General features: G+C 74.3%; 15 protein-coding genes and 1 riboswitch. Of the genes, 5 read left to right on the forward strand and 10 right to left on the reverse strand.

Features of this window, described 5'->3' with window-relative positions; genetic code table 11:
- Window positions 1-53: 53 nt before the first annotated feature.
- Window positions 54-1427, reverse strand: a complete 1374-nt coding sequence (locus H6X67_RS03680) for a cation:proton antiporter (protein WP_249369024.1) — start codon at window positions 1425-1427, stop codon at window positions 54-56.
- 108 nt (window positions 1428-1535) lie between these two features.
- Between H6X67_RS03680 and H6X67_RS03685 the strand changes: the two genes are divergently transcribed.
- Window positions 1536-2789 (forward strand): MFS transporter, encoded by a 1254-nt coding sequence (locus H6X67_RS03685; protein ID WP_249369025.1) that lies wholly within the window; start codon window positions 1536-1538, stop codon window positions 2787-2789.
- 96 nt (window positions 2790-2885) lie between these two features.
- Complete coding sequence (locus tag H6X67_RS03690) at window positions 2886-4232, forward strand: DUF4921 family protein (RefSeq protein WP_249369026.1); 1347 nt, start codon at window positions 2886-2888, stop codon at window positions 4230-4232.
- Window positions 4233-4239: 7 nt separating this feature from the next.
- On the opposite strand, the gene H6X67_RS03695 is transcribed toward H6X67_RS03690, so the two are convergent.
- The 8 genes from H6X67_RS03695 to H6X67_RS03730 form a co-directional block, all read right to left on the reverse strand.
- Entirely contained in the window at window positions 4240-5103 is an 864-nt protein-coding gene (locus tag H6X67_RS03695) for a glutathione S-transferase C-terminal domain-containing protein (RefSeq protein ID WP_249369027.1), read from the reverse strand.
- Window positions 5104-5238: 135 nt separating this feature from the next.
- Window positions 5239-6987 carry a dipeptide ABC transporter ATP-binding protein gene (locus tag H6X67_RS03700; RefSeq protein WP_249369028.1) on the reverse strand — a complete coding sequence of 583 codons (1749 nt, stop codon included), beginning with the start codon at window positions 6985-6987 and terminating at the stop codon, window positions 5239-5241.
- A complete protein-coding gene (locus tag H6X67_RS03705) occupies window positions 6987-8666 on the reverse strand; it encodes an ABC transporter substrate-binding protein (protein WP_249369029.1) in 1680 nt (559 codons plus the stop codon). Before H6X67_RS03705 ends, H6X67_RS03700 begins: the two co-directional genes overlap by 1 nt.
- 110 nt (window positions 8667-8776) lie before the next feature.
- Complete coding sequence (locus tag H6X67_RS03710) at window positions 8777-9763, reverse strand: ABC transporter permease (RefSeq protein ID WP_249369030.1); 987 nt, start codon at window positions 9761-9763, stop codon at window positions 8777-8779.
- The gene (locus H6X67_RS11985; RefSeq protein WP_249369031.1) at window positions 9760-10770 is read right to left on the reverse strand and encodes an ABC transporter permease; all 1011 of its coding nucleotides are present in this window, start codon (window positions 10768-10770) and stop codon (window positions 9760-9762) included. The genes H6X67_RS03710 and H6X67_RS11985 overlap by 4 nt, the downstream gene beginning before the upstream one ends.
- A 241-nt stretch (window positions 10771-11011) precedes the next feature.
- Window positions 11012-11749 carry an ABC transporter ATP-binding protein gene (locus tag H6X67_RS03720; RefSeq protein ID WP_249369032.1) on the reverse strand — a complete coding sequence of 246 codons (738 nt, stop codon included), beginning with the start codon at window positions 11747-11749 and terminating at the stop codon, window positions 11012-11014.
- Entirely contained in the window at window positions 11746-13575 is a 1830-nt protein-coding gene (locus H6X67_RS03725; RefSeq protein ID WP_249375323.1) for an ABC transporter permease, read from the reverse strand. The genes H6X67_RS03720 and H6X67_RS03725 overlap by 4 nt, the downstream gene beginning before the upstream one ends.
- A complete protein-coding gene (locus tag H6X67_RS03730; protein ID WP_249368741.1) occupies window positions 13572-14660 on the reverse strand; it encodes a thiamine ABC transporter substrate-binding protein in 1089 nt (362 codons plus the stop codon). Before H6X67_RS03730 ends, H6X67_RS03725 begins: the two co-directional genes overlap by 4 nt.
- Before the next feature lie 50 nt (window positions 14661-14710).
- A riboswitch (TPP riboswitch) is annotated at window positions 14711-14816 on the reverse strand.
- A gap of 79 nt (window positions 14817-14895) precedes the next feature.
- Here H6X67_RS03730 and H6X67_RS03735 point away from each other — a divergent pair.
- The 3 genes from H6X67_RS03735 to H6X67_RS03745 all read left to right on the forward strand — a co-directional run bounded on the left by H6X67_RS03735 (window position 14896) and on the right by H6X67_RS03745 (window position 19336).
- Window positions 14896-16362, forward strand: coding sequence for a DUF418 domain-containing protein (locus H6X67_RS03735; protein ID WP_249368742.1), 1467 nt, complete (start codon window positions 14896-14898; stop codon window positions 16360-16362).
- A gap of 64 nt (window positions 16363-16426) precedes the next feature.
- A complete protein-coding gene (locus tag H6X67_RS03740; RefSeq protein WP_249368743.1) occupies window positions 16427-16735 on the forward strand; it encodes a DUF4235 domain-containing protein in 309 nt (102 codons plus the stop codon).
- 123 nt (window positions 16736-16858) lie between these two features.
- A complete protein-coding gene (locus tag H6X67_RS03745) occupies window positions 16859-19336 on the forward strand; it encodes a (Fe-S)-binding protein (protein WP_249368744.1) in 2478 nt (825 codons plus the stop codon).
- A 145-nt stretch (window positions 19337-19481) separates the two neighbouring features.
- On the opposite strand, the gene H6X67_RS03750 is transcribed toward H6X67_RS03745, so the two are convergent.
- Window positions 19482-24254 (reverse strand): DEAD/DEAH box helicase, encoded by a 4773-nt coding sequence (locus H6X67_RS03750; protein WP_249368745.1) that lies wholly within the window; start codon window positions 24252-24254, stop codon window positions 19482-19484.
- Between the last annotated feature and the right edge of the window lie 126 nt (window positions 24255-24380).

Below are 24380 nucleotides of genomic sequence, written 5' to 3' on the forward strand. Positions count from 1 at the left end.
CACTGACACGTGGAGGACGACGAGCACAGCCCCTCCGCCCCGGCGCCCCGGCCTCAGTGCGTGCGGTGCGTCAGGTGCGCGCGCACCTGCTCACGCCACAGGCGCCGCTCCTCCTCGATGTCCGCCAGCCGCTGCGCCAGGTGCTGGGCCTCGGCGTGCGTGAGCCCCCGCTCCTCCAGGCCCGCCTCGGCCTGGGTCGAGGGCCCCTGGACGACGCCGAGGGCCTCGACCGCGGGGACCTTGTCCTCCTCGCTCTGCAGCAGCAGGCCGAGCACCGGCATGACGAGCACGCTCACCGCGCCGGCCAGGACGAGCGAGGAGGCGACGGCCTGGCTCATGGCGCCGGAGTCCACGGCCACCTGCGTCACGGCGACGATGATCGGCAGGGCCGTCGTGGAGTAGACAGCCACCTGCGTGGACTGGCGCAGGGAGAACACGCGAGCGCCGTCGGTGCGGCGCTCGGCGCTCGCCGCCACCCACACGGGCAGCCCCCGCACGAGCACGAGCAGCACGAGGACCGCCCCGATCTGGCCGAGGGAGTCGCGGTCGAGCGCCAGCTCGATGCCCATGCCGGAGCAGACGAAGAAGATCGGCACGAAGAACCCGTAGGCGAGGCCGTCGAGCTTCTCCTCGAGCTCGGCGTCGCCGTCGGGGACCGCGTAGCGCAGGATGAACCCGGCGGCGAAGGCCCCCAGGACGACGTCGAGGTGGAAGACCTCCGCCAGCGTGCACAGCCCCACGAGCAGGACGGCGGTCAGGCGCACGGTGGTCTGCGCCGTCGTCGAGCCGCCCAGGTGGATGGCGTCCACGAGCCGCTTGCCCAGGCGCTTGACCCCCTCCGTGAAACGGATGATGAGGAGCGTGACGGCCAGGAAGACGGCGAGCACCACCGCCGACCGCCAGGTCGAGCGCGAGCCCAGCAGCAGGGCCATGAGGATGACCGGCCCCACCTCCCCGACGGCCCCGTGGTTGAGGATGGAGGCGCCCACCGCCGTGGGCATCAGCCCCCGCTCGCGCAGGATCGGCAGGATGGTGCCGATCGCCGTCGAGGTCATGGCGATGGCGATGGCGATGCCGTTGACGCTCAGGAGACCTCCCGCCACACCGATGACGCTGACGGCCGCGAAGGCCAGCACGAGCGAGCCCGTCCAGGCGACCACGGCGTGGCGCCCACCGGGGCCGCGCAGCTCGTTGACGTCGATCTCGTAGCCGGCCATGAGGAAGAGGAAGGCGACGCCGAGCTCGCGCAGGAACTCGACGGAGGTCGTGATGGTCGCCGCCCCCAGCAGGCTGGGGCCGATGAGGACGCCGCCGAGGATGAGCAGGACCGTGTCCGGGACGATCCGCCGGGGCACGACGCGCGAGACGAGCGGCGCGAGGAACGCGACGACCATGATGAGGAAGAGGGAGACGAAGGACTGTCCCACGGGCGGCTCCTTCCGGGCGGGGTGCGCGGGGGAAGCCTAGCGGGGCGCTGTGGCGCGCGGGCGCGCCGGGCCTCATCGGGCCGCGCCCCGGGGGCCTAAGGTGCGCTCGTGCCCGCCCTGACCGCACGCGGCGTCGTCACCGCCGACAAGCCGACGACGACGCCCCCCGCCTCCTGGTCCCTCACCCTCACTCTCACGATGCTGGGCCTGTTCTCCGCCTGGTTCGGCCCCATCCAGGTCCTCCTTGGACTCCAGGCCGCCCAGCTGGCACCGGGGCACAAGGAGGCGACCCTGTCCCTCGTCACCGGTCTGGGGGCCCTTGTCTCCACCCTCGGCAACCCCGTCTTCGGGGCCCTGAGCGACCGCACGCGCTCGCGCCTCGGGCGCCGCCTGCCGTGGATCGCCGGCGGGCTCGTCCTCGGCACGGTGGGTCTGGTCGTCCTGTCGGTCGCGACGACGGTGCCGGTCATGGTCCTGGGCTGGTGCCTCGTGCAGGCCTTCCTCAACGCCGCCTACGCGGCCCTCAACGCCTCGGTGGCGGACCAGGTGCCCGAGTCGCGGCGCGGGACCGTCTCCGGGTTCATCGGGGTCGCCCAGACCGCCGGCCTGGTCCTGGGCGCCGGCGTCGCCGCGATGGCCGGTGGCGTGTCCACCGGCTACCTGGTCCTGGCCGCCATGGTGGTCGCCCTGGGGGTGCCGCACGTGCTCAACGCCCGCGACCTGCGCCTGGTGGGCGAGCGGCGCCAGGAGTCGCTGCTGGACGTGCTGCGCGGCTTCGTCCCGCCCCTGCGCCGCCACCCCGACTTCGGCTGGGCGTGGGTGACGCGCTTCCTCGTCAACCTCGGCAGCTCCACCGGGACCCTGTACCTGCTCTACTACCTCATGGACGCCGTCGGGCTGACACCGGACGAGGCGACCGGCGGGGCGCTGCGCCTGACGATCATCTACGCGCTCGCCGTCTTCGTCTCCACCGTCGCCGGCGGGGTCTGGTCCGACCGCCTGGGCCGGCGCAAGCCCTTCGTCATCGCCGCCGCGCTCCTGACCGGGCTGGCGGCCCTGGTCCTGGCCACCGTCCAGACGATGACCGGGGCGACCGTGGGCGCCGTCATCCTCGGCATCGGCTTCGGCGCCTTCACGAGCGTGGACTTCGCCCTGGTGACGCAGGTGCTGCCGAGCTCGGGCGACGAGGCCCGCGACCTGGGGATCATCAACATCGCCTCCGCGGGGGCGCAGGTGCTCGCCCCCGTCCTGGCGGCGCCGGTCGTCACCCACCTGGGCGGGTACACGAGCCTGTACGTCATGGCCGCCCTGGCCTGCGTCGTCGGCGGCCTGTGCGTGAACCGGATCCGCACCGTCGACTGAGCCGGCCCACGGCGGCACCGGCTTCCCGTACCGGTCCCGGGGGGCCTGCCGGGCCTAAGCCGCCCGCCGTCGGCGCCCCCGGGCCACAATGTCCCCATGGTGACCCTCATGCCCTACCTTCCCTCCGCCGAGCCGCTCACCCGGCTGGCGGACGGCACGGTCAAGCAGGTCAGCCCCTTCACGGGGACCGAGGTGTGGACCGTGCCGGGTCGCGGCAACCGGCCGATCTCCCACCCCGTCGCCGAGGTCCATGACCTCGAGCCCCACGAGCGCACGGGCACCTGCGCCTTCTGCTGCGAGCACTACCTGGAGACGCCGCCGGAGAAGGCCCGGGTCGTCGCCCGGGCGGACGGCTCCTTCGAGCGGGTCGATACCCTTCCGGCCTCGGCGCTCTTCGAGACGGTGGCGGCCTTCCGCCGGGTCCCGAACCTCTTCGAGATCCTGTCCTTCGACTACTGGCGGGCCAACCACGGCTACGAGCTGCCGGACACGGCCCGCGAGCGCATGGAGGCCTACCTGGCCGAGCCGGCCGGGCACGAGCACGTGAGCCGGGTGGCCCGCACCAAGCTGCGGGCCTCGGGCCAGGACCCCGCCCGCTGGGAGGCGATGAGCGCGGCCGAGCAGCGCGCCTACGCGGCCCCCTTCTTCGCCTCCGGCCACGACGTCATCATCGCCCGGCGCCACTACACGGACGACGCCGTCGACTCCTCGGGCCTGGCGAGCTCGGGCACGCTGAGCGTGGCGGAGCACCGGGCGTACACGCGCCTGGCGGTGCAGTCGGCGCAGAGCCTGTACGAGGCCAACCGGTGGGTGCGCTACGTGGCGGTCTTCCAGAACTGGCTGCGGCCGGCGGGGGCGTCCTTCGACCACCTGCACAAGCAGCTCGTGGGGATCGACGAACGCGGGGTCTCCAGCCAGCTCGAGCTGCAGCGGGTGCGGGCGAACCCCAACATCTACAACGAGATGGGGGTGGACTACGCGGCCTACAACGGGCTGCTGGTGGCCTCGAACGAGCACGCGGTGGCCTTCGCGGGCTTCGGCCACCGCTACCCGACGCTGGAGGTGTACTCGACGTCGCCGGTCTGCGAGCCGTGGCTCATGAGCCGCGAGGAGGTCGACGCCGTGTCCGACCTGCTGCACGCCCTGCACGCGGCGACGGGCGCGGGCGTGCCCTGCAACGAGGAGTGGCACCACCGGCCCATCGACGTCGACCAGTCGATGCCGTGGCACGTGACGCTCAAGTGGCGCGTGTCCACGCTGGCGGGCTTCGAGGGCGGCACGAAGATCTATCTCAACACGATCGACCCGTGGAGCCTGCGCGAGCGTGTGGTGGAGCGGCTGGAGGACCTGCGGGCGGACCGGCTCATCGCGCCGATGGCGGTGGGTGAGGAGTGCCCGACGACGCCCAACCGGCTGCTGTACAACCCGGTCCTCACGCGCTGAGTCCGCCTCACAGCCCCAGGGCGCTGCGCTCCTCGGCCCCGACCCAGCCGGGGCGGGCCTCCAGGGCCCGGAACCAGCGGGCCAGTGCCGGCCAGAAGGACAGCGAGGGCGCGTCCCCGCCCGGCATGTGGCGGCGGCCGCCGTAGGTGTAGGACTGCAGCGTGGTGAACAGGCGGATGTCGCTGCCGGTGGGCTGGTCGCCGCACAGGTACTGGCCGACGGCGATGACGGCGGACAGCGGCGGGGCGTCCTGGATCGTCAGGCCCGCCTCCCGTGAGGCCTCCATGCGGGTGGCGCGGGCGAGGACCGTGTCGATGACGTCGAGGGCCACGAGCATCTCGTGGGCGGCGGCCTCGGCGACCTCCTCGTCCTCAGCGTGGGTGGCGACGCCGTAGGCCCGGTTGACGTGCTCGCCGACCCAGGCGTCCCAGGCGTCCGTCGAGTGGCGCCGGTCCAGGGGGTACAGGTCCGGGGAGCCGGCCGCGTGCAGGTCCCACCAGGCGGTGGCGAGGTCGAGGAGCAGGTCGCCGGAGTCGTCGCAGACCACCTGCCCGGTGGTGGTGTCCACGAGCGCGGGGATGGTGAGCGGGTCCTCGTGGCCGGGCGTGGCCGCGTAGACCTCGGCGAGCGAGCGCGCCCCGAGGACGGGGTCGGTGCCGGGCTCCCCGCTGGCGTCGGTCAGCTCCCAGTAGCCGTCCTCGCCGCGCCCGTAGCACCAGGAGACGGGCAGGGCCTCGGTCAGGCCCAGCAGGCGGCGGGCGATGAGCACCCGGCGGCACCAGGGGCAGGAGCCGGAGGCGACGAGCCGGTAGCGGCCCGGCTCGGGGGTGAGGTCCCCGGCGGTGAAGCGGTGCGAGGTGGCGATGGCCATGATGTCCTCCAGGACTCGGCGGTGTCGCGGGGCCCCGGTGGGGCGCGTCTCCATGGTGGGGCCTGGGCCGCGAGCGCGCCACGCTTTTCCCGTCAGGCGGAACCTCCCGCGGCGCCGGCTGCCCGGACCGGCCCCTCAGGCGGCCCGCCGCCGTGAGCGGCGGGCCGCCTGGATGTCGGGGTCCGGCACGGGCACGGCCGCCACGAGGCGGCGCGTGTAGTCCTGCTGCGGGCGGGCGAGCACCTGTTCGGTGACCCCCTCCTCGACGACCCTGCCCTGCGACAGGACGAGGGTGCGGGCGGCCACGGAGTCGACGACGGCGAGGTCGTGGGAGACGAAGAGGCAGGCGAAGCCGAGCTCGTGCTGGAGAGCGCGCAGCAGGTCGAGGACGACCGCCTGGACGGAGACGTCCAGGGCGCTGGTCGGCTCGTCGGCGATGACCAGGCGGGGGTCCAGGGCCAGGGCGCGGGCGATGGCGACGCGCTGGCGCTGGCCCCCGCTCATCTCGTGCGGGTAGCGCTCGGACATCGAGGCGGGCAGGTGCACCGCGTCGAGCAGCTCGAGGACGCGCCGGCGGCGTACCGGGGCGCTGAGCCCGCCGTGGATGACGAGCGGCTCGGCGACCGAGGAGCCGACCGTGCGGCGCGGGTTGAGTGAGGAGGCCGGGTTCTGGTAGACGACGCCGGTGCTGCGCCGGGCCTCCAGGAGGTCCCTGCGCCCGGCGCCGGCGACCTCGACGCCGCCTACTCGCACCGAGCCGGAGGCCACGGGCACGAGGCCCGTGAGGGCGGTGGCGATGGTCGACTTGCCGGAGCCGGACTCGCCGACGAGGCCGAGGACCTCCCCGGGCGCGATGGTGAGGCTGACGTCGTGGACGGCGTGGACCCGGCGGCGCCCGTTGCGGTAGATGACGTTGAGGTCCGTGACCTCGACGACGTTGTCCACGCCCTCCTCGCGTGGCGCGCGCTCGCGGGCGACCGCCTCGAAGGGGTTCTCCTGGCGCAGGGAGTCCAGGCGCGGGACGGCGGTGAGGAGCTGGCGCGTGTAGGGGTGTCGGGGGCGGTGGAAGACCTCGCGGACCTCGCCGCGCTCGACGACCCGCCCGTGGCGCATGACGGCGACGTCGTCGGCCACGTCCGCGACCACGCCCATGTCGTGGGTGATGAGCAGGACGGCGACGCCCGTGCGGGTGAGCTCGCGCAGCAGGTCGAGGATCCCGGCCTGGACGGTGACGTCGAGGGCGGTGGTCGGCTCGTCGGCGATGAGGACCCGTGGCCCGCAGGCCATGGCCAGCGCGATGCAGGCGCGTTGGAGCTGGCCGCCGGAGAGCTGGTGCGGGTAGGAGCGGGCGATGCGGGCCAGGTCCTCCCCCTCGCCCAGGCCGGCGCGTGAGAGCAGGCCGAGGACCCGGGGCGCCAGGTCCCGACGGCGCAGGCGACCCTCGTGGGCGCGCACCGCCTCGCCGACCTGGGAGGCGATGGTCTCGAGCGGGTCGAGGGCGGTGGTCGGCTCCTGGAAGACGGTGCCGACGAGGCGCCCGCGCACGTCGTCGAGAACGCGGCGCGAGGCGCCCACGAGCTCGGTGGCCCTGGACCCGTCCTGGGCCAGCAGGGCGGAGCCGGAGACGGTGGCGGTCGGGGGGAGGAGGCCCAGCGCCCCCATGGCGGTGACCGACTTGCCCGAGCCGGACTCGCCGACGAGGGCGAGGACGCGTCCGGGCAGGAGGTCGAGGTCGACGTCGGCGCTGGCGGGGCGGGGGCTTCCCACGAAGGACACGCCGAGGCCGCGCAGGCTGAGGGCGGGACCCGTCGGGCCGCCCAGCGCCTGGGTCGTCACCTGGCCGGCCGGGCCGTGGGGGTGGGTCCGGGCCTCCTCCCCGCCCATCAGGCGCTCACCCCGACGACGAGGTAGTTGGGGTACGCCGGGTAGGACTCGACGAAGAAGTCCGTCACGCCCGAGCCCGCCAGGAAGCTGTTGCGGCGGTTGGCCAGCGGCACCACAGGCGCCTGGGCGGCGACCCGCTGGTCGATGGCGGCCCACTTGGCCCCGGCCTCGGCGGGGTCGAGCGTCGCGATGGCCTCCTCGATGGCGGCGTCGACCTCGGGGTCGGAGTAGCGAGAGATGTTGTAGCCGCCGCCCCCGATCTCCGAGGAGGCGAACAGCGGCTGGATGTAGGCGCTGGCGGAGGGGAAGTCGGCGTTCCACGAGCCGATGGCGAGGTCGTAGGTGGAGCCGTCGCCCTGGGTGGCGCGCTCGGAGACCACCTCGGACTCCTGCGGGTCGATGGTCACCCTCAGGCCCGCCTCGGTCAGGGCCTGCTGGACCGCCTGGGCGACCGCCTGGGTGGCGGTGTCGTTGGCGGCCAGGAGGATGAGCTCGCCGACCTCCTTGCCCGCCAGGGTGGCGGCCACGGCCTCGACATCGGTCGGGTACAGGTCGTACTCGACACGCCCGGGGATGCCGGGGGCGATGTAGGTCGTGGCCGCGGAGGCCCCGAGCTGGCCTCCCAGGGCGGAGACGACCGCGGTCTTGTCCACGGCCCGGGAGATCGCCTGGCGGACCTCGACGTCGGTGACACGCTCGGTGTTGATCGCCAGGTACTGCAGCGGGCCGCCCTCGGCGGGGGTCGCCAGGCGCTCGGCGGCCTCGGCGTTGCCGGAGACCTGGGCGAGCTGGGCGGCGGCGACACGGTCCGCGCAGAAGGCGTGGGCGTCGTCGCCGGCGGAGGCGATAATGCGCTGGATGGAGGTCGACTCGTCCTGGCCGAGCTCGAAGACGATGGTGTCGGGCAGGGCGAGGCGGACATCGTCGGTGTCGGCGGACCAGTGCTCGTTGCGCACGAGGGTGGCGGAGACGCCGGTGGAGTACTGCTCGACCCGGTAGGGGCCGGAGGCGATGGGCGTGCGCGCGTAGGTGGCGACGTCGTCCTTGTCCTCGGGCACCGGGGAGAAGGCGGGCTGGGCGACGATCCACGGCCAGTCGCCGTAGGTCTGCCTGAGGTGGAAGACGATCGTCTTGTCGTCCGGGGTCTCGATGGAGTCGAGGTGGGCGCCGTCGAAGGGGCCCTCGTAGCCCTCGGTGCCGGCCAGGAGGGTCTTGTGGTAGCCCAGGCCCCCGGCGAGGGCGGGAGCGAAGGAGCGCTCGAGGCCGTACTTGACGTGCGCGGAGGTGATGGCCGTGCCGTCCTCGAAGAAGAGCCCGTCCTTGAGGGTGTAGGTCCAGGACAGGCCGTCCTCGGAGACGGTGCCGGTGTCGGTGGCGAGGTCCGCGACGACCTCGACCTCGGACCCCTCGCTCAGGGACCAGGTGGTGAGCCGGCGGTGGACGAGGACGAGGGAGGTCACGGGCATCGACTGGCTCTTGGCGGGGTCCCAGTTGATGTCGGTGCCAGAGGTGAGGATGCCCAGGCGGCCACCGGGGGAGACCTCGGCGCTGCCCGCGCTGCCGGAGGTGGAGGAGGACCCGGTGGAGCTGGCCCCGCAGGCGGCGAGCGTGAGGGCGAGGGCGGAAAGCCCTGCGCCGGCGAGGAGGCTGCGGCGGCTGGGGTTCAGGGTGCGTGCCATGGTGGTGCTCATTCCTGTTGAGTCATACCCCTTACAGGTATGGGGTTCCTTTATGGGTGGGCCGGCCCGGAGGCCGGGGCATGGGGGCCGCGCGGCGCGGCGGGGGCGGGCTAGACCCGCGGGTCGATGACGGCCGCGAAGGCGTCGACGACGAGGTTGGCGATGACGACGAAGGAGGCTGACACGATCGTCACGCCCATGACGACGGGCACGTCCACGGTGCCGACGGCGTCCATGAGCAGGGCGCCCAGGCCCTGCATGGAGAAGACGCGTTCGGTGATGACCGCGCCGCCGAGCATCCCGCCCAGGTCGAGGGCGAAGTAGGTCACCACCGGCAGCGAGATGTTGCGCATGACGTGGCGCCCGATGACGCGCCGCTCGCTCAGGCCCACGGCCCGGCCGGTGCGCACGTAGTCCTCACCGAGGTTCTCGAGCACCTCGCCGCGCACCATCCGGGCGTAGACGGCGGCGGAGATGAGCGCGAGGACGGTCCACGGCAGGACAAGGTGCCACAGCCAGCCCACCGGGTCCCGGGTGAGCGGGACGTAGCCGGAGGTCGGCACCAGGCCGAGGGTGAAGCCGAGCAGGAGGATGCCCAGCAGGCCCAGCAGGTAGGAGGGGGCGGAGACCCCCAGGACCGTGCCGGTCATGATGACGCGGTCGAGCCTCGTGCCACGGCGCAGGGCGGAGACCATGCCCGCGACGACTCCCATGAGCAGCCACAGGACGGCCGCGCCCACCGCGATGGAGGCGGTGACGGGCAGGCGGGTGGCGATGAGCTCGGTCACCGGCGTCGACAGGCGGAAGGAGTAGCCCAGGCAGGGGGCGGAGCAGACGATCGCCCCCGTCCCGGAACCGAAGGTCCGGCCCGCGACGATGCCGGTGACGTAGTGCCAGAACTGCGCGTACCAGGGGTCGTCGTAGCCCATGAGCTCGCGCGCCCGCTCGAGGTTCGCGGGCGTGCAGGGCTTGCCGCAGGCCAGGCTGGCCGGGTCCGAGGGCCACAGGGAGAAGATCGCGAAGGTGACGAAGGCGACCACGAGCAGGACGAGGAGGGTCTGGACGAGCCGGGAGGCGAGGAAGCGCAGGCGGTTCATCGGTGCTCACCGGTCCTGGGGTCGAGGGCGTCGCGCAGGCCGTCACCGAAGAGGTTGAAGGCGAGGGTGACGAGGAAGAGGGCGGCGCCGGGGAAGAGCAGGTACCAGGGGTCCGTGCTCACCCAGGTGACGGCGTTGCCGATGGAGCGGCCCCAGGAGGGTGTCGGTGGGGCGACGCCGACGCCGAGGAAGGACAGGGCGGCCTCGGCGGTGATCTTGCCGGGGATGGAGACCGTGGTGAAGACGATGATGGTGGCGACGAGGTTGGGCAGGACCTGCGTGAGCAGGACGTGCGGCTCGCTGGCGCCCATGGCCCGGGAGGCGCCGACGAAGGTGCGTGCGCGCACGGCCAGGGTGCGGCTGCGCAGGACGCGTGCCGTCGACGGCCAGCCCAGGACCCCGATGATGACGATCATGACGAGCACGCGCGGGGCGGTGGCCGGGATGAGCGCGGAGACGGCGATCATGAAGATGAGGTGGGGGAAGCCGAGGGTGACGTCGGTGACGCGCGAGACGAGGGCGTCCCACCAGCCGCCGAAGTACCCCGCGCTCACGCCCAGGGCGATGGCGATGACCATCGACAGCAGGGTCGCGCCCATGCCGATGGAGAAGGAGGTGCGCGTGCCCTCGACGACGATGGCAAACAGGTCGCGGCCGGTCTGCGGCTCGACGCCGAAGGGGTGGGCGGCGCTCACGCCCCCGAGGGGTCCCAGCGGCAGTCCGAGGTCGTCGAGGAGGTCGAGGTTGTAGCTGTAGGCGTCCACCCCGACCGCCCGCGTGAGGAGCGGGGCGAGGAGTGCGACGAGCGTCGTGAGCACGACGATGACGGCGCCGGCGACAGCGCCCCGGTCGCGGCCGAGGCGGTGCGCGACGGCGCGCCAGCCGCTGGGGCGGCCCGCAGCGCGGTCGGCGTCGTCGGCAGCCGGGTGGGCGGCGACGGCCGGGGAGACGTCGGCGGCAGGCTCAGCGGTCGCAGGGGTACGGGGGTCCTGTACGGACGGGGCCACAACGGCACCTCACGGGGGTCGGTGAGCGCGGGAGCGCGCTCGAGGGCGAATGGGTGTGGAGCTGTCGTCAACGACAGCAGCAGCAACACATTCGCTTGGTCATGCGACCGGGACCTCTCGACGTGGGTGGTGGGCGGCCGTGCTCGGGCGCCCGTCGGCTGGTCCCGGACGCTAGCAAGGTGCCGACCGACAGGTCGATACCCTCCCGTGATCTGAGACGAGCCTCTCAGTGGCCCCGTCCTCACACACCGAGGAAGCGGGCGACCTCCTCGTCTCCCGGGTGCGCCCGCAGCGCCCCCATGGTGCCCAGGGCGCGCAGCCGTCCGGCGACCATGACCCCCACCCGGTCCGCGACGGCCTCGGCCTCGGCGTGGTCGTGCGTGACGTAGAGGGCGGTCATGCCCTCGGCCCGCAGGATCCTCGCCAGGTCCTGGGACAGGGACTCGCGCAGGGCCCGGTCCAGGGCGGACAGGGGCTCGTCGAGCAGGAGGAGGCGGGGTCGCGGGGCCAGGGAGCGGGCCAGGGCCACGCGCTGCGCCTGCCCGCCGGACAGGGTGGTCACGGCCCGGTGCCCGTAGCCGGGCAGGCCGACGAGTGCGAGGACCTCGTCCACGCGGGCCTCGCGCTCGGCGCGCGGCAGACCCGCCAGGCCGTAGGCGACGTTGCCGGCGACGTCCCGGAAGGGGAAGAGCTGGCCGTCCTGGAAGACCATCCCGAAGCCGCGCCTGTGGACGGGGGTGGCGACGACGTCCCGCCCCGCCCAGCGGACCGCGCCTGCGGCAACGGGCTCGAGCCCGGCGACGGCGCGCAGGAGGGAGGACTTGCCGCAGCCGGAGGGGCCGAGGAGGGCGAGGACCTCGCCGTCGGCCACGGTCAGGCTCACGGCGTCGACGGCGGTGACGGGTGCGCTCCGGCTCGCGCCGCGGCCCGTGGCCGGGTAGACGACGCTGAGGTCCGCGACCTCGAGGGCGGTGCTCATGCGCTCTCCTTCTCCTGCGTCCCCCGCGAGCTCGAGGGTTCTGTCGCGACGTCGAGGGTGACGCCCTCGAACTCGGCACGTAACCCTCGAGCTCGCGCCCGCAGGCGGTACGGGCGGTGTGGGCGGGCGGCGGGGCGGGATGCCCGCAGGCGCGCGGTCTGGGCCCACTCGCAGGCCAGCATGAGCGCCGCCGTCCCGGCCGCCAGGACCACGCCGGCGGCCAGCCCCATCCCCTGGTTCTGGGCCCCGGGCGAGCCGATGAGCCGGTAGAGGACGACCGGCAGCGTCTGGGTAGCGGGCCGCACGAGGAAGGACGTGGCCCCGAACTCCCCCAGGCTCGTGGCCAGGGCGAAGCCCGCGGCGAGCCCGCCGGCGCGCAGCAGGTGCGGGCCGTCCACGCTGGCGAGCACCCGCCCGGGCCCGGCGCCGAGCGTGGCGGCCGCCTCACGCTGGCGCGGGTCGATGGCCCGCAGCGCCGGCAGGAGGGTGCGCACCACGAGGGGCACGGCGACAACCGCCTGGGCGAGCGGAAGCACCCACCACGAGCGGGTCAGTGCCAGGGGCGGGCGGGTGAGGGTGATGAGGAAGCCGAATCCCACGGTGACGGCGCTGACCCCCAGCGGCAACATGAAGGCCGAGTCGAGGGCGCGCACACCGCGCCGCAGCCAGGGCGATCGGGGACGGCGCGAGACGACCAGGGCCACCGCCACCCCGATGACCAGCGAGATCGCGGCGGCGACGACAGCGACCCTCAGGGAGCTGGCGGCCGCCTCCCAGACGGTGACGGTCAGGGCGTTGCGCCCGCCGGTGGTGCCCAGGTCCGTGTAGTTCGCGAGCGTCCAGCGCCCGGCGCGCCGCAGCGAGCGGGCGAGCAGCACCGCCATGGGGCCGATGAGCAGCCCGGTGACGACGGCCAGGGTGAGCAGCAGGGCCGGGGCGTCGCCGCGGCGCAGGGGGGTGGCGGGCACGTCCAGATGCAGGCGCAGGGCGGCCTGGTGGGCGGCGCGGGCCCGCTCACTGACCCACAGGCAGGCGGCGATGACGGCCAGCTGGAGCACGCTGAGGACGGCTGCGGCGCGCAGGTCGAGGTACTGGGCGGTGAGCACGTAGATCTCGGTCTCGATGGTGCCGATGCCGGGGCCGCCCAGGACGAGGACGACGCCGTAGGCGGTCGCGCAGAACAGGAAGGCGAGGGAGGCGGCGGAGGCGATGGCGGGGGCCAGGCTCGGCAGCGTCACGGTGAGGAAGGCCCGCCAGGGGGAGGCTCCCAGGGTGCGGGCGGCCTCGACGGCGCGCGGGTCGAGACGCGACCACATGGTGCCGACGGTGCGCACCACGAGCCCGTAGTTGAAGAAGGTGAGGGCGGCGACGACGGTCACCGTGGAGCCGGCGAGCGCGCCGTCGAACCAACCGCCCAGCGGGCCGCCGGTGGTGACCATGGCGTGGAAGGCGACGCCGACGACGACGCTGGGCAGCACGAAGGGCACGGTGACCAGGGCGCGCAGCAGGTCGCGTCCGGGGAAGCGGCGCCGGTAGAGCACGAGCGCGCCGGGAACGCCCAGGACGACGCAGACGGCGGTGGCGGCGGTGGCCTGCAGGAGGGTCTGGCGGATGATCCGCCACGTGCGCTCGCGGGTGAGGACCTCCCCGAAGCCGGACAGGTCGAGCGTCCCGTCGGGGGCCAGGCCCCGGGCGACGAGGGTGGCGACGGGCCAGGCGAACAGGACGCCGAGGAAGACGAGGGGCAGGCCGACGGCGAGCGCCCAGCCCGCGCACTCACCCGCCGTCGGCCCCGGGCCCCTGACCCGCCCAGCCCGTGCGCTCACGCGCCGACGGCCTCGGTCCAGGCGGCGAGCCAGGCCTCGCGGTTGGCGTCGATGTCCGCCGGGTCGACGACGACCGGGGTCCGGCTCACGGCGCCGAAGGCCTCGATCTCCTCGCTGAGCGCGGCCCGGGTGTTGACCGGGTACATGTACATGTTGTCCGGGATGGACTCCTGGACCTCGACGGACAGCATCCACTCGATGAAGGCCGTGGCTCCCTCGGGGTTGGCGGCCCCGGCGAGAACCCCGGCGTACTCGACCTGGCGGGTGGCGGTGGCCGGGACGGAGGCGGTGGTCGACGTCGTGCCGTCCTCGCTGACGGTGGCGGCCGGGGAGGAGGAGTAGGAGACGACGATCGGGTAGGTGCCACCCTCGCCGCTGCCGGAGAAGTCCGTGTAGTAGGCGTCGCTCCACCCCTCGTCGATCTTGGCGCCGTTGGCCACGAGGTCCTTCCAGTACTGCTGCCAGGCGCCCTCGCCGAAGTGGCCAATGGTGGCGACGAGGAAGGCGAGGCCGGTGGAGGAGGAGGTGGGGTTGATGAGGACGCTCAGGCCCTTGTGCTCCGGCTTGGTGAGGTCCTCGAAGCTGGTGGGCTCGGCCAGGCCGTGCTCGGTGAACCAGGTGGTGTCCGTGTTGAGGCAGACCTCGCCGAAGTCGACGGGCACGAGCGCGGGGGTGTCCGCGACGAGGTACTGCTCGACGTCGACGCCGTCGGGCAGGGTGACCGTGACGCCGGTGTCGATGACGCCCTCGCCCAGGGCGCGGGAGGCGAAGGTGTTGTCGATGCCGTAGACGGCGTCGCCCAGGGGGGCGTCCTTGGTCAGGACGAGCTTGTTGACCAGCTCGCCGGCGTCCCCAGCGGGCACGAGCTCGAGGGTGAGGCCGGTGGAGGACTCGAAGGCGGCGATGAGCTCGTCGGGCACGTGGAAGGAGTCGTGGGTGAGGACGGCGACGGTGGAGGCGCCGGCCTGGGTGTCGCCGTCGGCGCCCCTGGACCCGCAGGCGGCGAGGGTGAGGCCGACGGCGCCGAGGGCGGCCCCGGTGAGCAGCGCGCGGCGGGCGATCGGGCGGTTCGGGAGGGTGGTCATGGTGGTCTCCTGGACGTGTGTCAGGAGGGCCTGCGCGGCCCGGGGGGCGCGCAGGGAGATGCTCGACTTCCTTCGCCGGTGCTAACCGGAGCAGGTTCGAGGGTCTGCGGGCTTACCGCACTCTCAGCGCCGGTCGGCGCTCCCCTGTCGTGTGGCAGCAGGCTACCCGGTTGTCCGGGACCTGTTCACCCTCACGGGGGATGACGACGGCGACCGCGTTCGTGAGACTGTGCCCATGAGCACCACTGACCCGGCCTCGCGCCCCTTCACCTCGTTCACGGGGGCGCGCTCGCCCCGCTACCCGGCCCCGGACGTCGCGCGCGGCTTCATGCTGCTGCTCATCGCCGTGGCGAACGTGCCGTTCTGGCTCATGCTCTGGACGGACATCGCCGAGCCGACGGCGGTCGGCACCGCCTGGGAGTGGGTGCGCGGCGCCCTGGTGAACCAGCGCTCCTACCCGCTGTTCGCCCTGCTGTTCGGCTTCGGTCTCATGGTGATGGCCCGCCGTCGGATCGAGCACGACACCGACTCCGTGCTGGAGGCCAACCGCGCCTTCCACGACTGCCTGCCCGAGGCGCACCGGGAGGCCTTCGTGGCGGCGGTGCGCGAGGCGGCGACGGTGGACGCGCGCCGGATGGTGCGCCGCCGCGGGTGGTGGATGATCCTGTTCGGGGCGGTCCACTCCCTGTTCTTCTTCGGCGACATCATCGGCGCCTACGGCCTCATCGCCGTCGTCTTCGCCGGGACCTTCGTGCACCGGCGCAAGGTGACGATGTGGGTGGTGAGCGTCCTCGTCGTCCTGCTCAGCTCGCTCATGCTGGGGTCGAGCTCGTGGCTGCTGTCCACGGGTCCGTCGGGTGTCATGGGCACGGCGGCCTCGGCCGGCGCGGTGGGGGACGCGACGGGCCCCGGCGCCTTCGGGGCGGGGCTGTCCGACCTCATGACCTCGCCCTGGTACCCGCTCATCGGCCTGGGCCTGTGGCTCATCAACACGCCGATGACGCTGCTGATGTCGATGGCGCTGCCGGCGTCCTTCCTCGGGGCGTGGATCGCGGGCACGGACCTGCTCACGCACCCGGAGCGCCGACGCGGGGCGCTCATCGGCGGCGGGCTGGCGGGCCTGGCGGTCGCCGCGCTCACGTGGGCGCCCTTCAACGCCCTGGTGGACGGCGCTCAGATGCCGGTGTGGGCGGCGGTCCTCACCGGCCCGGGCACGACGATCGTGGGTGGGCTGGCGGGTGCCTGCGGGTGGCTGGCGCTGCTGGCGGCCTTCGCCGGTGGGGCACGTGCCGACGGCGAGCCGCTGACCGGGGTGCGCTGGCTGCTGGCCGCGGTGGGCAAGCGGTCGATGACGGCCTACCTGTCGCAGACGGTCTGCTTCGGGCTGCTGTACGGGGGGCTTGCGGTCGCGGGGGCCGAGGTGCCGGGGACGGCGCCGATGGCGCTGAGCGCGGTGCTCGTGTGGGCGCTCGTGGCGGGGCTGTGCGCGTGGCTGGAGCGGGCGGGCCGGCGCGGGCCCTTCGAGCGGCTGCTGCGCGCCGCGGTGGCGCGCTCGGCGGGGCACACGCGGCTCTCGGAGCTGGCGGTGCCGCCGGCGGGGGCAGCGACAGGCGCTCCCACTGAGGCTTCCGCAGGGGCGAGCGCTGAGGCGCCGGGCTCGCCCGGCGGCCCGGCCGAGGGCCCACGGCCGCAGCCGGTGTGAGGCATGATCGGGTCTGGCGCGCCGTCGGGCACGGCGGGCGCGGACGAGACGAAGGAGCACCCCGATGGCGAAGTCCGGTAGCAAGGCCCAGGCCGACCTCATGTGGAAGGCGACGAGCGTGGTCACCACGCTCGTGGCGGGTCTGGTGGCTGACAACGTCGTGGCCGCGGGATGGAAGCTGGTGACGGGCCGGCCGGCGCCGAAGGAGGAGGACCAGCTCCTCGACTACAAGCTGATGGAGGTCGTGGCCTTCGCGGTGATCTCGGGGGCGGCGCTCACGCTCACGCGGCAGCTCACGCTGCGCCAGGCCGCCAAGTGGTACGGCGGCAAGAGGCTCAACCCGCTGACCGGCACCCGCATGCTCGAGTCCTGAGCACGGCTGGGGCGGGCACGGCGCAGCAACACGGCTGGGGCGGGCACGGCGCAGGAGAACCCGGGACGGAGCGCCAGCGCAGCCCGGGGCGGGCCTCGTGCGGGCGCCCACTAGGCTGCGAGCATGACGTTCCTGGCGGCCTTGCGACTGGTGTGCACCGTCGTCGTCCTCGGTCTCACAGCCGTCGGCGTCACGCTGTTCGCGCGCGCCTGCGCGGTGCTCGTGGCCCGGATGCGGCTCGGCCGGCCCGCCCCCGAGCGCTGGCGCCCCGTCCTCGCCCGGGCCGGGGCGATGCTCGGCGAGGTCCTCGGGCACAGCGCCTTCAGGGGGCGCCCCTGGATCCGGGTGGCGCACTGGCTCGTCATGGTGAGCCTCCCGCTGCTGCTCCTCACCCTGGTGACCGGCTACGGCCAGGTGCTGGCCGGCCCGGGCTTCACCCTGCCGTGGCTGGACGCCCAGGTGTGGTGGGCCTGGGGCGTGGAGCTCATCGCCTGGCTGAGCCTGGCCGGGATCCTCCTGCTCGTCGCCGTGCGCCGTCGTCTCACCGCCCGCGGCGTAGCCGCCCCGCCCTTCGACGCCACCAGCGAGGCCGGCACCCGTACCCGCTCCTCGCGCTTCGCGGGCTCGACCGCCCGCCAGGCGGTCTTCGTCGAGGCGGTCATCGTCGGCGTCGTCGTCTGCGTGCTGCTGCTGCGGATGCTCGAGCACGCGCACCTGCAGCTGGCCGCACCGGCCTCCGCGGACTCGGCCCCCGCCTGGCTGCTCTTCCCCCTCACGGCCTGGACCGCTCCCCTGCTCACGCCGCTGGGAGCCGAGGTCATCGAGGGTCTCATCGTCGTCGTCGCCACCGTCAAGGTGGTGGTCTCGATGAGCTGGATGGTCGTCGTCGGGCTGCAGCCCTCCATGGGGGTGGCCTGGCACCGCTTCCTCGCCGTCGTCAACGTCTACGCCCGCCGGGACATGGCGGCAACGGCCGCGGACCCGGCCGCCGTCGCCAAGCGGACCGGGGAGCGGCCGGGCGCCGTCGCCGAGCGGATCGCCGAGGCTGTGCCCGCCGCCCGCCCCGGTGCCAAGTCCCTGGGCCCGCTGCTGCCACTGACCTTCGCCGGCGCCGGTGGCGAGCGCGTCGCCCTCACCGCCGGGACCATGGACGAGCTCGACGCGGCGATGGAGGCGGCTGAGGAGGAGGGGCGCGAGCTGCGCCTCGGGGCGGGCCGGGTGCAGGACCTGACCTGGAAGGGCCTGCTCGACTTCTCCACCTGCACCGAGTGCGGCCGCTGCCAGGACCTGTGCCCAGCCTGGAACACGGGCAAGCCCCTGTCGCCCAAGCTCTTCACGCTGGCGGTGCGCGACCACCACGCGGCCGCCGCCCCGTACCTGACGGCCGCCGCCGAGCTGGGCGTGGAGCCGCAGGACGTGACCGAGGAGCAGGCGGCCGCCCACGGCGGGCTCCTGCGTGGCGGCCGCACGGGCCTGGCCGAGGGCAGCGCCCACACACCCGATGTCCTCGGGGCGCTCCTGGCCGCGAAGGCCGCCCCCGGCGAGAGGGGCGTGGCCGCCCGGCCGGCGCCGCTGGCCGGTGAGGTCGTGCCGGCGGACGTCCTGTGGTCCTGCACCACCTGCGGCGCCTGCGTGGACCAGTGCCCGGTGGACATCGAGCACGTGGACCACATCATCGACATCCGCCGCCAGCAGGTGCTCATGGAGTCCGCCTTCCCCAAGGAGCTGGGGCAGATGTTCCGGCGCCTGGAGTCCAAGGGCAACCCGTGGGGGCTGGCGGCGCGCAAGCGCCTGGAGTGGGCGAAGGACCTGGACTTCGAGGTGCCGGTGGTCGGCGTGGACGTCGAGGACGCCGGCGAGGTCGACTACCTGTTCTGGGTGGGCTGCGCGGGCGCCTACGAGGACCGGGCGCGCCGCACGACGCGCGCCGTCGCCGAGCTGCTGCACACGGCCGGGGTGTCCTTCGCGGTGCTGGGGGACGGCGAGTCCTGCACGGGTGACCCGGCGCGGCGCGCCGGCAACGAGATCCTCTTCCAGATGCTCGCCGCCCAGAACGTCGAGACGCTCAACGAGGCGGGGGCGCAGCGGATCGTCGTCACCTGCGCGCACTGCTTCAACACGCTGGCGCGCGAGTACCCGCAGGTCGGGGGGCACTACGAGGTCCTGCACCACACGCAGCTGCTCAACCGGCTGGTGCGCGAGGGCCGTCTGCGCCCCGCGCCGCCGGACTCGGGGGCCCGGCCGACGGTGACGTACCACGACGCCTGCTACCTGGGGCGTCACAACCAGGTCTACTCGCCGCCGCGCGAGCTGGTGGAGGCGACGGGAGCGGAGGCCGTGGAGATGCCGCGCAGCCGTGAGCGCGCCCTGTGCTGCGGGGGCGGTGGGGCGCGGGCCTTCATGGAGGAGTCGATCGGCACGCGCATCGCCGTCGAGCGCTCCCGGGAGGCTCTGGGCACCGGCGCGCAGGTGGTGGCGACCGCCTGCCCCTTCTGCACGACGATGCTCTCCGACGGCGTGGCCAGTGAGGGTGCCCAGGTGCGGGTGGCGGACGTGGCGACCCTCATGCTCGAGGCCGTGCGCCGGGGGCAGGGGCAGTAAGCCCGGCGGCGCTGCCGCTCGTGTCACCCAGCCCTAGTCAGAGCCCGTCCCGGCCCGCCCAGGTGCTGCAGAAACCGCGGGATCCCGAAGAACCTTCCAACCGAGAATCGCTCTAACTAGGCCTCAGTGACAGCCACGGCCCGCCTCACCGCCGGTAGGGGTCGATGTGCAAGCGCATGCCGCGCGGGTCGCGCACGAGCCCGGCAGCCGCCAGCAGGTCGCTGACCGCGCGGTCGAGCGCGGGGATCCCGTTGAGGCTCTCCACCACCCGTCTGCCGGGGCGGGGTTCCCGCAGTGCCGCACTGGTCTCGGCCTCGACCAGGGCGGCCAGGGCACGCTCCAGCTCCCGCCCGTCGGTGGTGTAGCAGGTGAGGGTGCGCAGGCGCTCGGCGGCGTGGAGCACCGGCCTGCCGCCGCGCACGACGACATGCGCCCCCTGCCGTGCGGCCGGACGCGCAGGCTCCGCGCCGGCGCGCGTCAGCCCGGGCGGCAGGGCCGGCTCGGGCCAGGGGACGAGGTCGCCCACGAGGCAGGCCGGGTCCTTGAGGTCGAGCACCACAGGCTCGGTAGGCCCGCCGCTGGCCAGGTCCCGCAGCCGGTCGACGTCCTCCCGCGCCGCGAACTGGCTGGGCCCGAGCCCCTCGACGAAGGCGCCGCGCAGCACGAGGCCGGTGTCCTCCATGCGCCGCAGCACGGGCAGCAGGGCGCCGATGCCGCCCCGCACGCCGCCGGTGAGCGCGGTGTCCCGGCTGACGACGCCGTAGCGGTCGAGCAGGGACTCGACGTCGGCCAGTGCCTGCTCCTCGGCCGTCACCGCGGGCGCGGTGAGCCGGTGCCACGTGGCCGCCTCGAGCGCCGCCTCCACGGGTGACAGGGGCGCCCCGCCGAGCGCCCCAGCGCGGCCGGGACCGAGCCCGCGGCGGGCTCGCCGGCTGCGCACCCGGCGTGGCGGCGCGGCCGCGGGGCGGGGCTGCAGCAGCGCGCGCACCGGCGCGAAGGAGCCGGCCGTCAGCTCACCGGCGCGCACCAGCGACCACTGCTCCTCCCGGTCCAGCTCCCCCTGACGCAGGCTCGCGCCGACCGCGGGCGCCAGCGGCGAGTCGGAGGGGACGAGGGCGATCTCGCCCAGGCCCTCGGCGGCACCGCCCTGGTCCCGGCAGACCCAGATGACGTCGCCGGAGGCCAGGAGGTCGTCCAGCATGGCGGGACGGTAGCCGGGCACCCGGGCCGGCAGCACGACGGACTCCCACAGCCCGGCCGGCAGCCAGACGCCCTCGAGGGCGGCGATCGTCTCCGCGAGCGCCTCCTCGGCCGCCGCCTGGCCGACCATGCCCGCGCGCTCGAGCACGAGCTGTTGGAGCGCTGAGGGCGGCACCGGCTTGACGGCCTCGCGCGCCTTGGCCAGGGAGCGGTTGCGCACCCGGGTGAGGACCTGGGGCGCGATCCAGCGGCCCTGCTCAGCGCTGCCCAGGCGCATGAGCGCACCCGTGCCACCGAGCTCGGCCAGGGCGCCGGCGGCCACCGCCGTCCCGAGGCCGAGGGCCCGGGCGACGTCGTCGGCGGTGACCAGGACGTGGGTGCGGGCGTGGCGCAGCACGAGGTCGGCCAGGGGTGTGCGCTCTCGCTCCGACGGCGGCGCCCCGGTCCCGTCGTCCTCCGGCGTCCCAGCCCAGTCGGGCACCGGCGCCCCGAGAGCCAGGTGCAGGGCGGGCGCGTCCTCCGCACGCGCCCAGCACTCGCGCTCCCCCAGCCTCACGGGGAAGGTACGCCGGCTGCGCTCGAGCTCCGCGAGTCCGGCGCGCACGGCCGCCAGGGCGCCGCCCTCACCCCGGCTGCGCGCCACCAGCTCGTCGAGCGTCAGCGGGCCGAGCTCGCGCAGGAGGTCGGCGACCCCCTCGGCGTCGGCCCGCACCCGCCGTCGGGCCGCCAGGTGCTGCAGCTCGGAGGCGACCTCGGCCATGACCTCCTCGTCCAGCAGGTCGGCAATGCCGCCGTCGCCCACGAGCGAGGCGACGACGTCGGGATCCAGGGAGAGCAGCTGCGCCCGGCGCTCGGTGTGCGGCAGGTCCTCCTGGTACAGGAAGGCGCTGGTGTAACCGAACAGCAGCGGGCGGGCGAAGGGCGACGGCACCTGCGTGACCGCCTCCATCACGCGCACCTGCTGGTGGGCCAGGCGCTCCATGAGGACGCGCAGGGAGGGAAGGTCCCACACGTCCTGCAGGCACTCGCGGGCGGCCTCCACCGAGACCGGGAAACCGGAGACCTGCCGTGAGGCCTCCAGGAGCTGGCCGGCCTTGAGGCGCTGGAGCCACAGCGGGGTGCGGCTGCCGGGGCGCGCCGTCGGCATGAGCAGGCAGCGGGCGGCGCACTCGCGGAAGCGGGCGGCGAAGACCGCGGTCTGGTCGACGCCGGTGCGCACCAGCTGGTCGATCTCCACCGGGTCGAAGAGGAGCAGGTCCGCGCCCGGTGGTTGCTCGGTGTCCGGCAGCAGCAGCACCATGCCGTCATCGCCGGTGACGACCTGCGGGTCGGTGCCCAGCGTGCGGCGCACCCGCTCCTTGACAGCCATGGCCCAGGGCTCGTGGACGCGACGGCCCAGCATGCTGTGCAGGATGAGGCGCCAGCTGCCGCTCTCGTCCCGGCACTGCTCCAGCACGAGCGCGGTGTCGCAGGGGATGACGCCGGTCGCCCTGCGCTGCTCGCGCAGCAGCGACACGAGGTTGGCCTGGGCGTGAGCGTCCAGGCCGGCGCGCCCCAGGCGCTCGGTGAGAGCCGGTTGCGGCGCCTCCCCGGGGCCGCCGACGCCCAGGAGCCCGGCCGCCTCCCGCAGGAACGCGCCCTTGGCTGCACCGGTGGCGGCCGGCCGTCCGGCCCCCTCGCCGCGCCAGAAGGGCAGGCGGGCGCTGCGGCCGGGTGCCGGGTCGACGACGACGCGGTCCGTACCGATCTGCCGGATGCGCCAGGAGGAGGTGCCCAGGGTGATGACGTCCCCGACGCTGGACTCGTTGACCATCTCCTCGTCCAGCTCGCCCACGCGCCGGCGGCCCGCGGTGGCCTCACCCTCGGGCAGCACGACCGGGAACAGGCCGCGGTCGGGGATGGTCCCGGAGGCGGCGACGGCGAGGCGCTGCGCGCCGGGGCGGGCGGTGAGGGTACCGGTCTCGCGGTCCCACACGATCCGTGGGGAGAGGTCGCTGAGGTCGGCGCTGGCGTTGCCTCCGGCGAGCAGCGTGAGCACGGAGTCGAAGGCGGCGCGCGGCAGGGCCGTGTAGGGGGCGGCGCGGGTGACGGTGGCGTACCAGTCATCGGCGGTGCGCTCCTCGGTGCTCACGGCGGCGACGGTCTGCTGGGCGAGCACGTCCAGGGCGTTGGGGACCAGGGCGGTGCGCTCGATGCTGCCGGAGCGCATGCCCTCGGCGACGACGACGGCGTCGATGAGCTGGGTGCGCTCGATGGGGTAGATGGTGCCGCGCGGGCGCCCGCCGACGCGGTGCTCGGCGCGTCCCACGCGCTGCAGGCCGGCGGCCACCGACGGCGGGGGCGCCACCTGGAGGACGAGGTCGATGGAGCCCATGTCGATGCCGAGCTCGAGGGAGGCGGTGGCCACGACGCAGCGCAGCGCCCCGGACTTGAGCTCGGCCTCGACCTGGCGGCGCTGCTCCTTGGAGACCGAGCCGTGGTGCGCCTTGGCGATGACGGGGGCGCCCTCGGGCAGTGCGTGGGTGCGTGCGCTCTGGCCCATCTCCCAGGACTCGCGGTGGCGCACCGGCTCGGGGGCGGCCTGGGAGTCCGACGGCGGTGGCTGGCCGCCGTCGGGCCCCGACTGTGCGCGCTCAGCGGCCAGGTGCGCGGCGTAGGCCTCGTTGAGGTGGGCGGTCAGTCGCTCGCACAGGCCCCGGGAGTTGACGAAGATGAGCGTCGTGTGGTGGGCGAGGACCTGCTCGAGCAGCGCGCGCTCGATATGAGGCCAGATGGAGAGCGTCATGCGGGCGGGGGCGCCCCCGGAACCCGTGGCACCGTCGGAACCGGCGGCCATGGCGGCGCGCAGGGCCCGGTCGCTGCGCCACACCTCGCGGCCGCGCCGTCCACCGGTGGTCCCGGCCGGGCCCGCCCCGATCCCGCCGCCCGCCCCACCGCGGGGCGCGCCCCTCAGGGCCCGCTCGTGGCGGTCCCACGTGGCCGGGACGCGGGCCATGTCGGCCACCGGCACGCACACGCTGACGTCGGGGGTGGTGCGCTCGTCGTCGGCGATGATGCTCACCGGGTGCGGGCCGCCCAGGAAGCGGGCGATCTCCTCGGGCGGGCGGACGGTCGCGGACAGGCCGATGCGCTGCGCGGGACGGGGCAGGAGGTCGTCCAGGCGCTCGAGGGACAGGGCCAGGTGGGTGCCGCGTTTGTCCCCCGCGAAGGAGTGGATCTCGTCGACGATGACGGTCTCGACGCTGCGCAGGGTCTCGCGCACCGCGCTGGTGAGCATGAGGTAGAGCGACTCGGGGGTGGTGATGAGGATGTCGGGCGGGTGCGTGCGCAGGCGGCGGCGCTCGGCCGGGGTGGTGTCGCCCGTGCGCGTGCCGACGGCGATGGTGGCAGCGGGCTCGCCCATCTCCTCGGCCGCCTCGGCGATGCCGGCCAGGGGGCGGCGCAGGTTCCGCTCGACGTCGGCGCCCAGGGCCTTGAGGGGGGAGATGTACAGGACCCTCACTCCGCGCTGCTCGCCCTCCTCGCTGGGGCGGCAGAGGCGGTCGATCGCGGACAGGAAGGCGGCCAGGGTCTTGCCCGATCCGGTGGGGGCGATGGCCAGGGCGTTCTCGCCGCGGCCGATGGCCTGCCAGGCGCGCCGCTGCACGGGTGTCGGCCCGGCCGGGAAGGCGGCGTCGAACCAGGCGCGGGTGGCGGGCGTGAAGGTGGCGGGCGGCATCGGGGTCAGGATAAGTGCCTGTCACCCAGCCCTGGTCAGAACCCGTCCCGGCCCGCCCAGGTGCTGCAGAAACCGCGGGATCCCGCGGAACCTCCCAATTGAGAAGCGCTCTTACCAGGGAGGAGT

It is taken from the genome of Actinomyces sp. AC-20-1 (assembly GCF_023369555.1).
GTDB lineage: Bacteria > Actinomycetota > Actinomycetes > Actinomycetales > Actinomycetaceae > Actinomyces.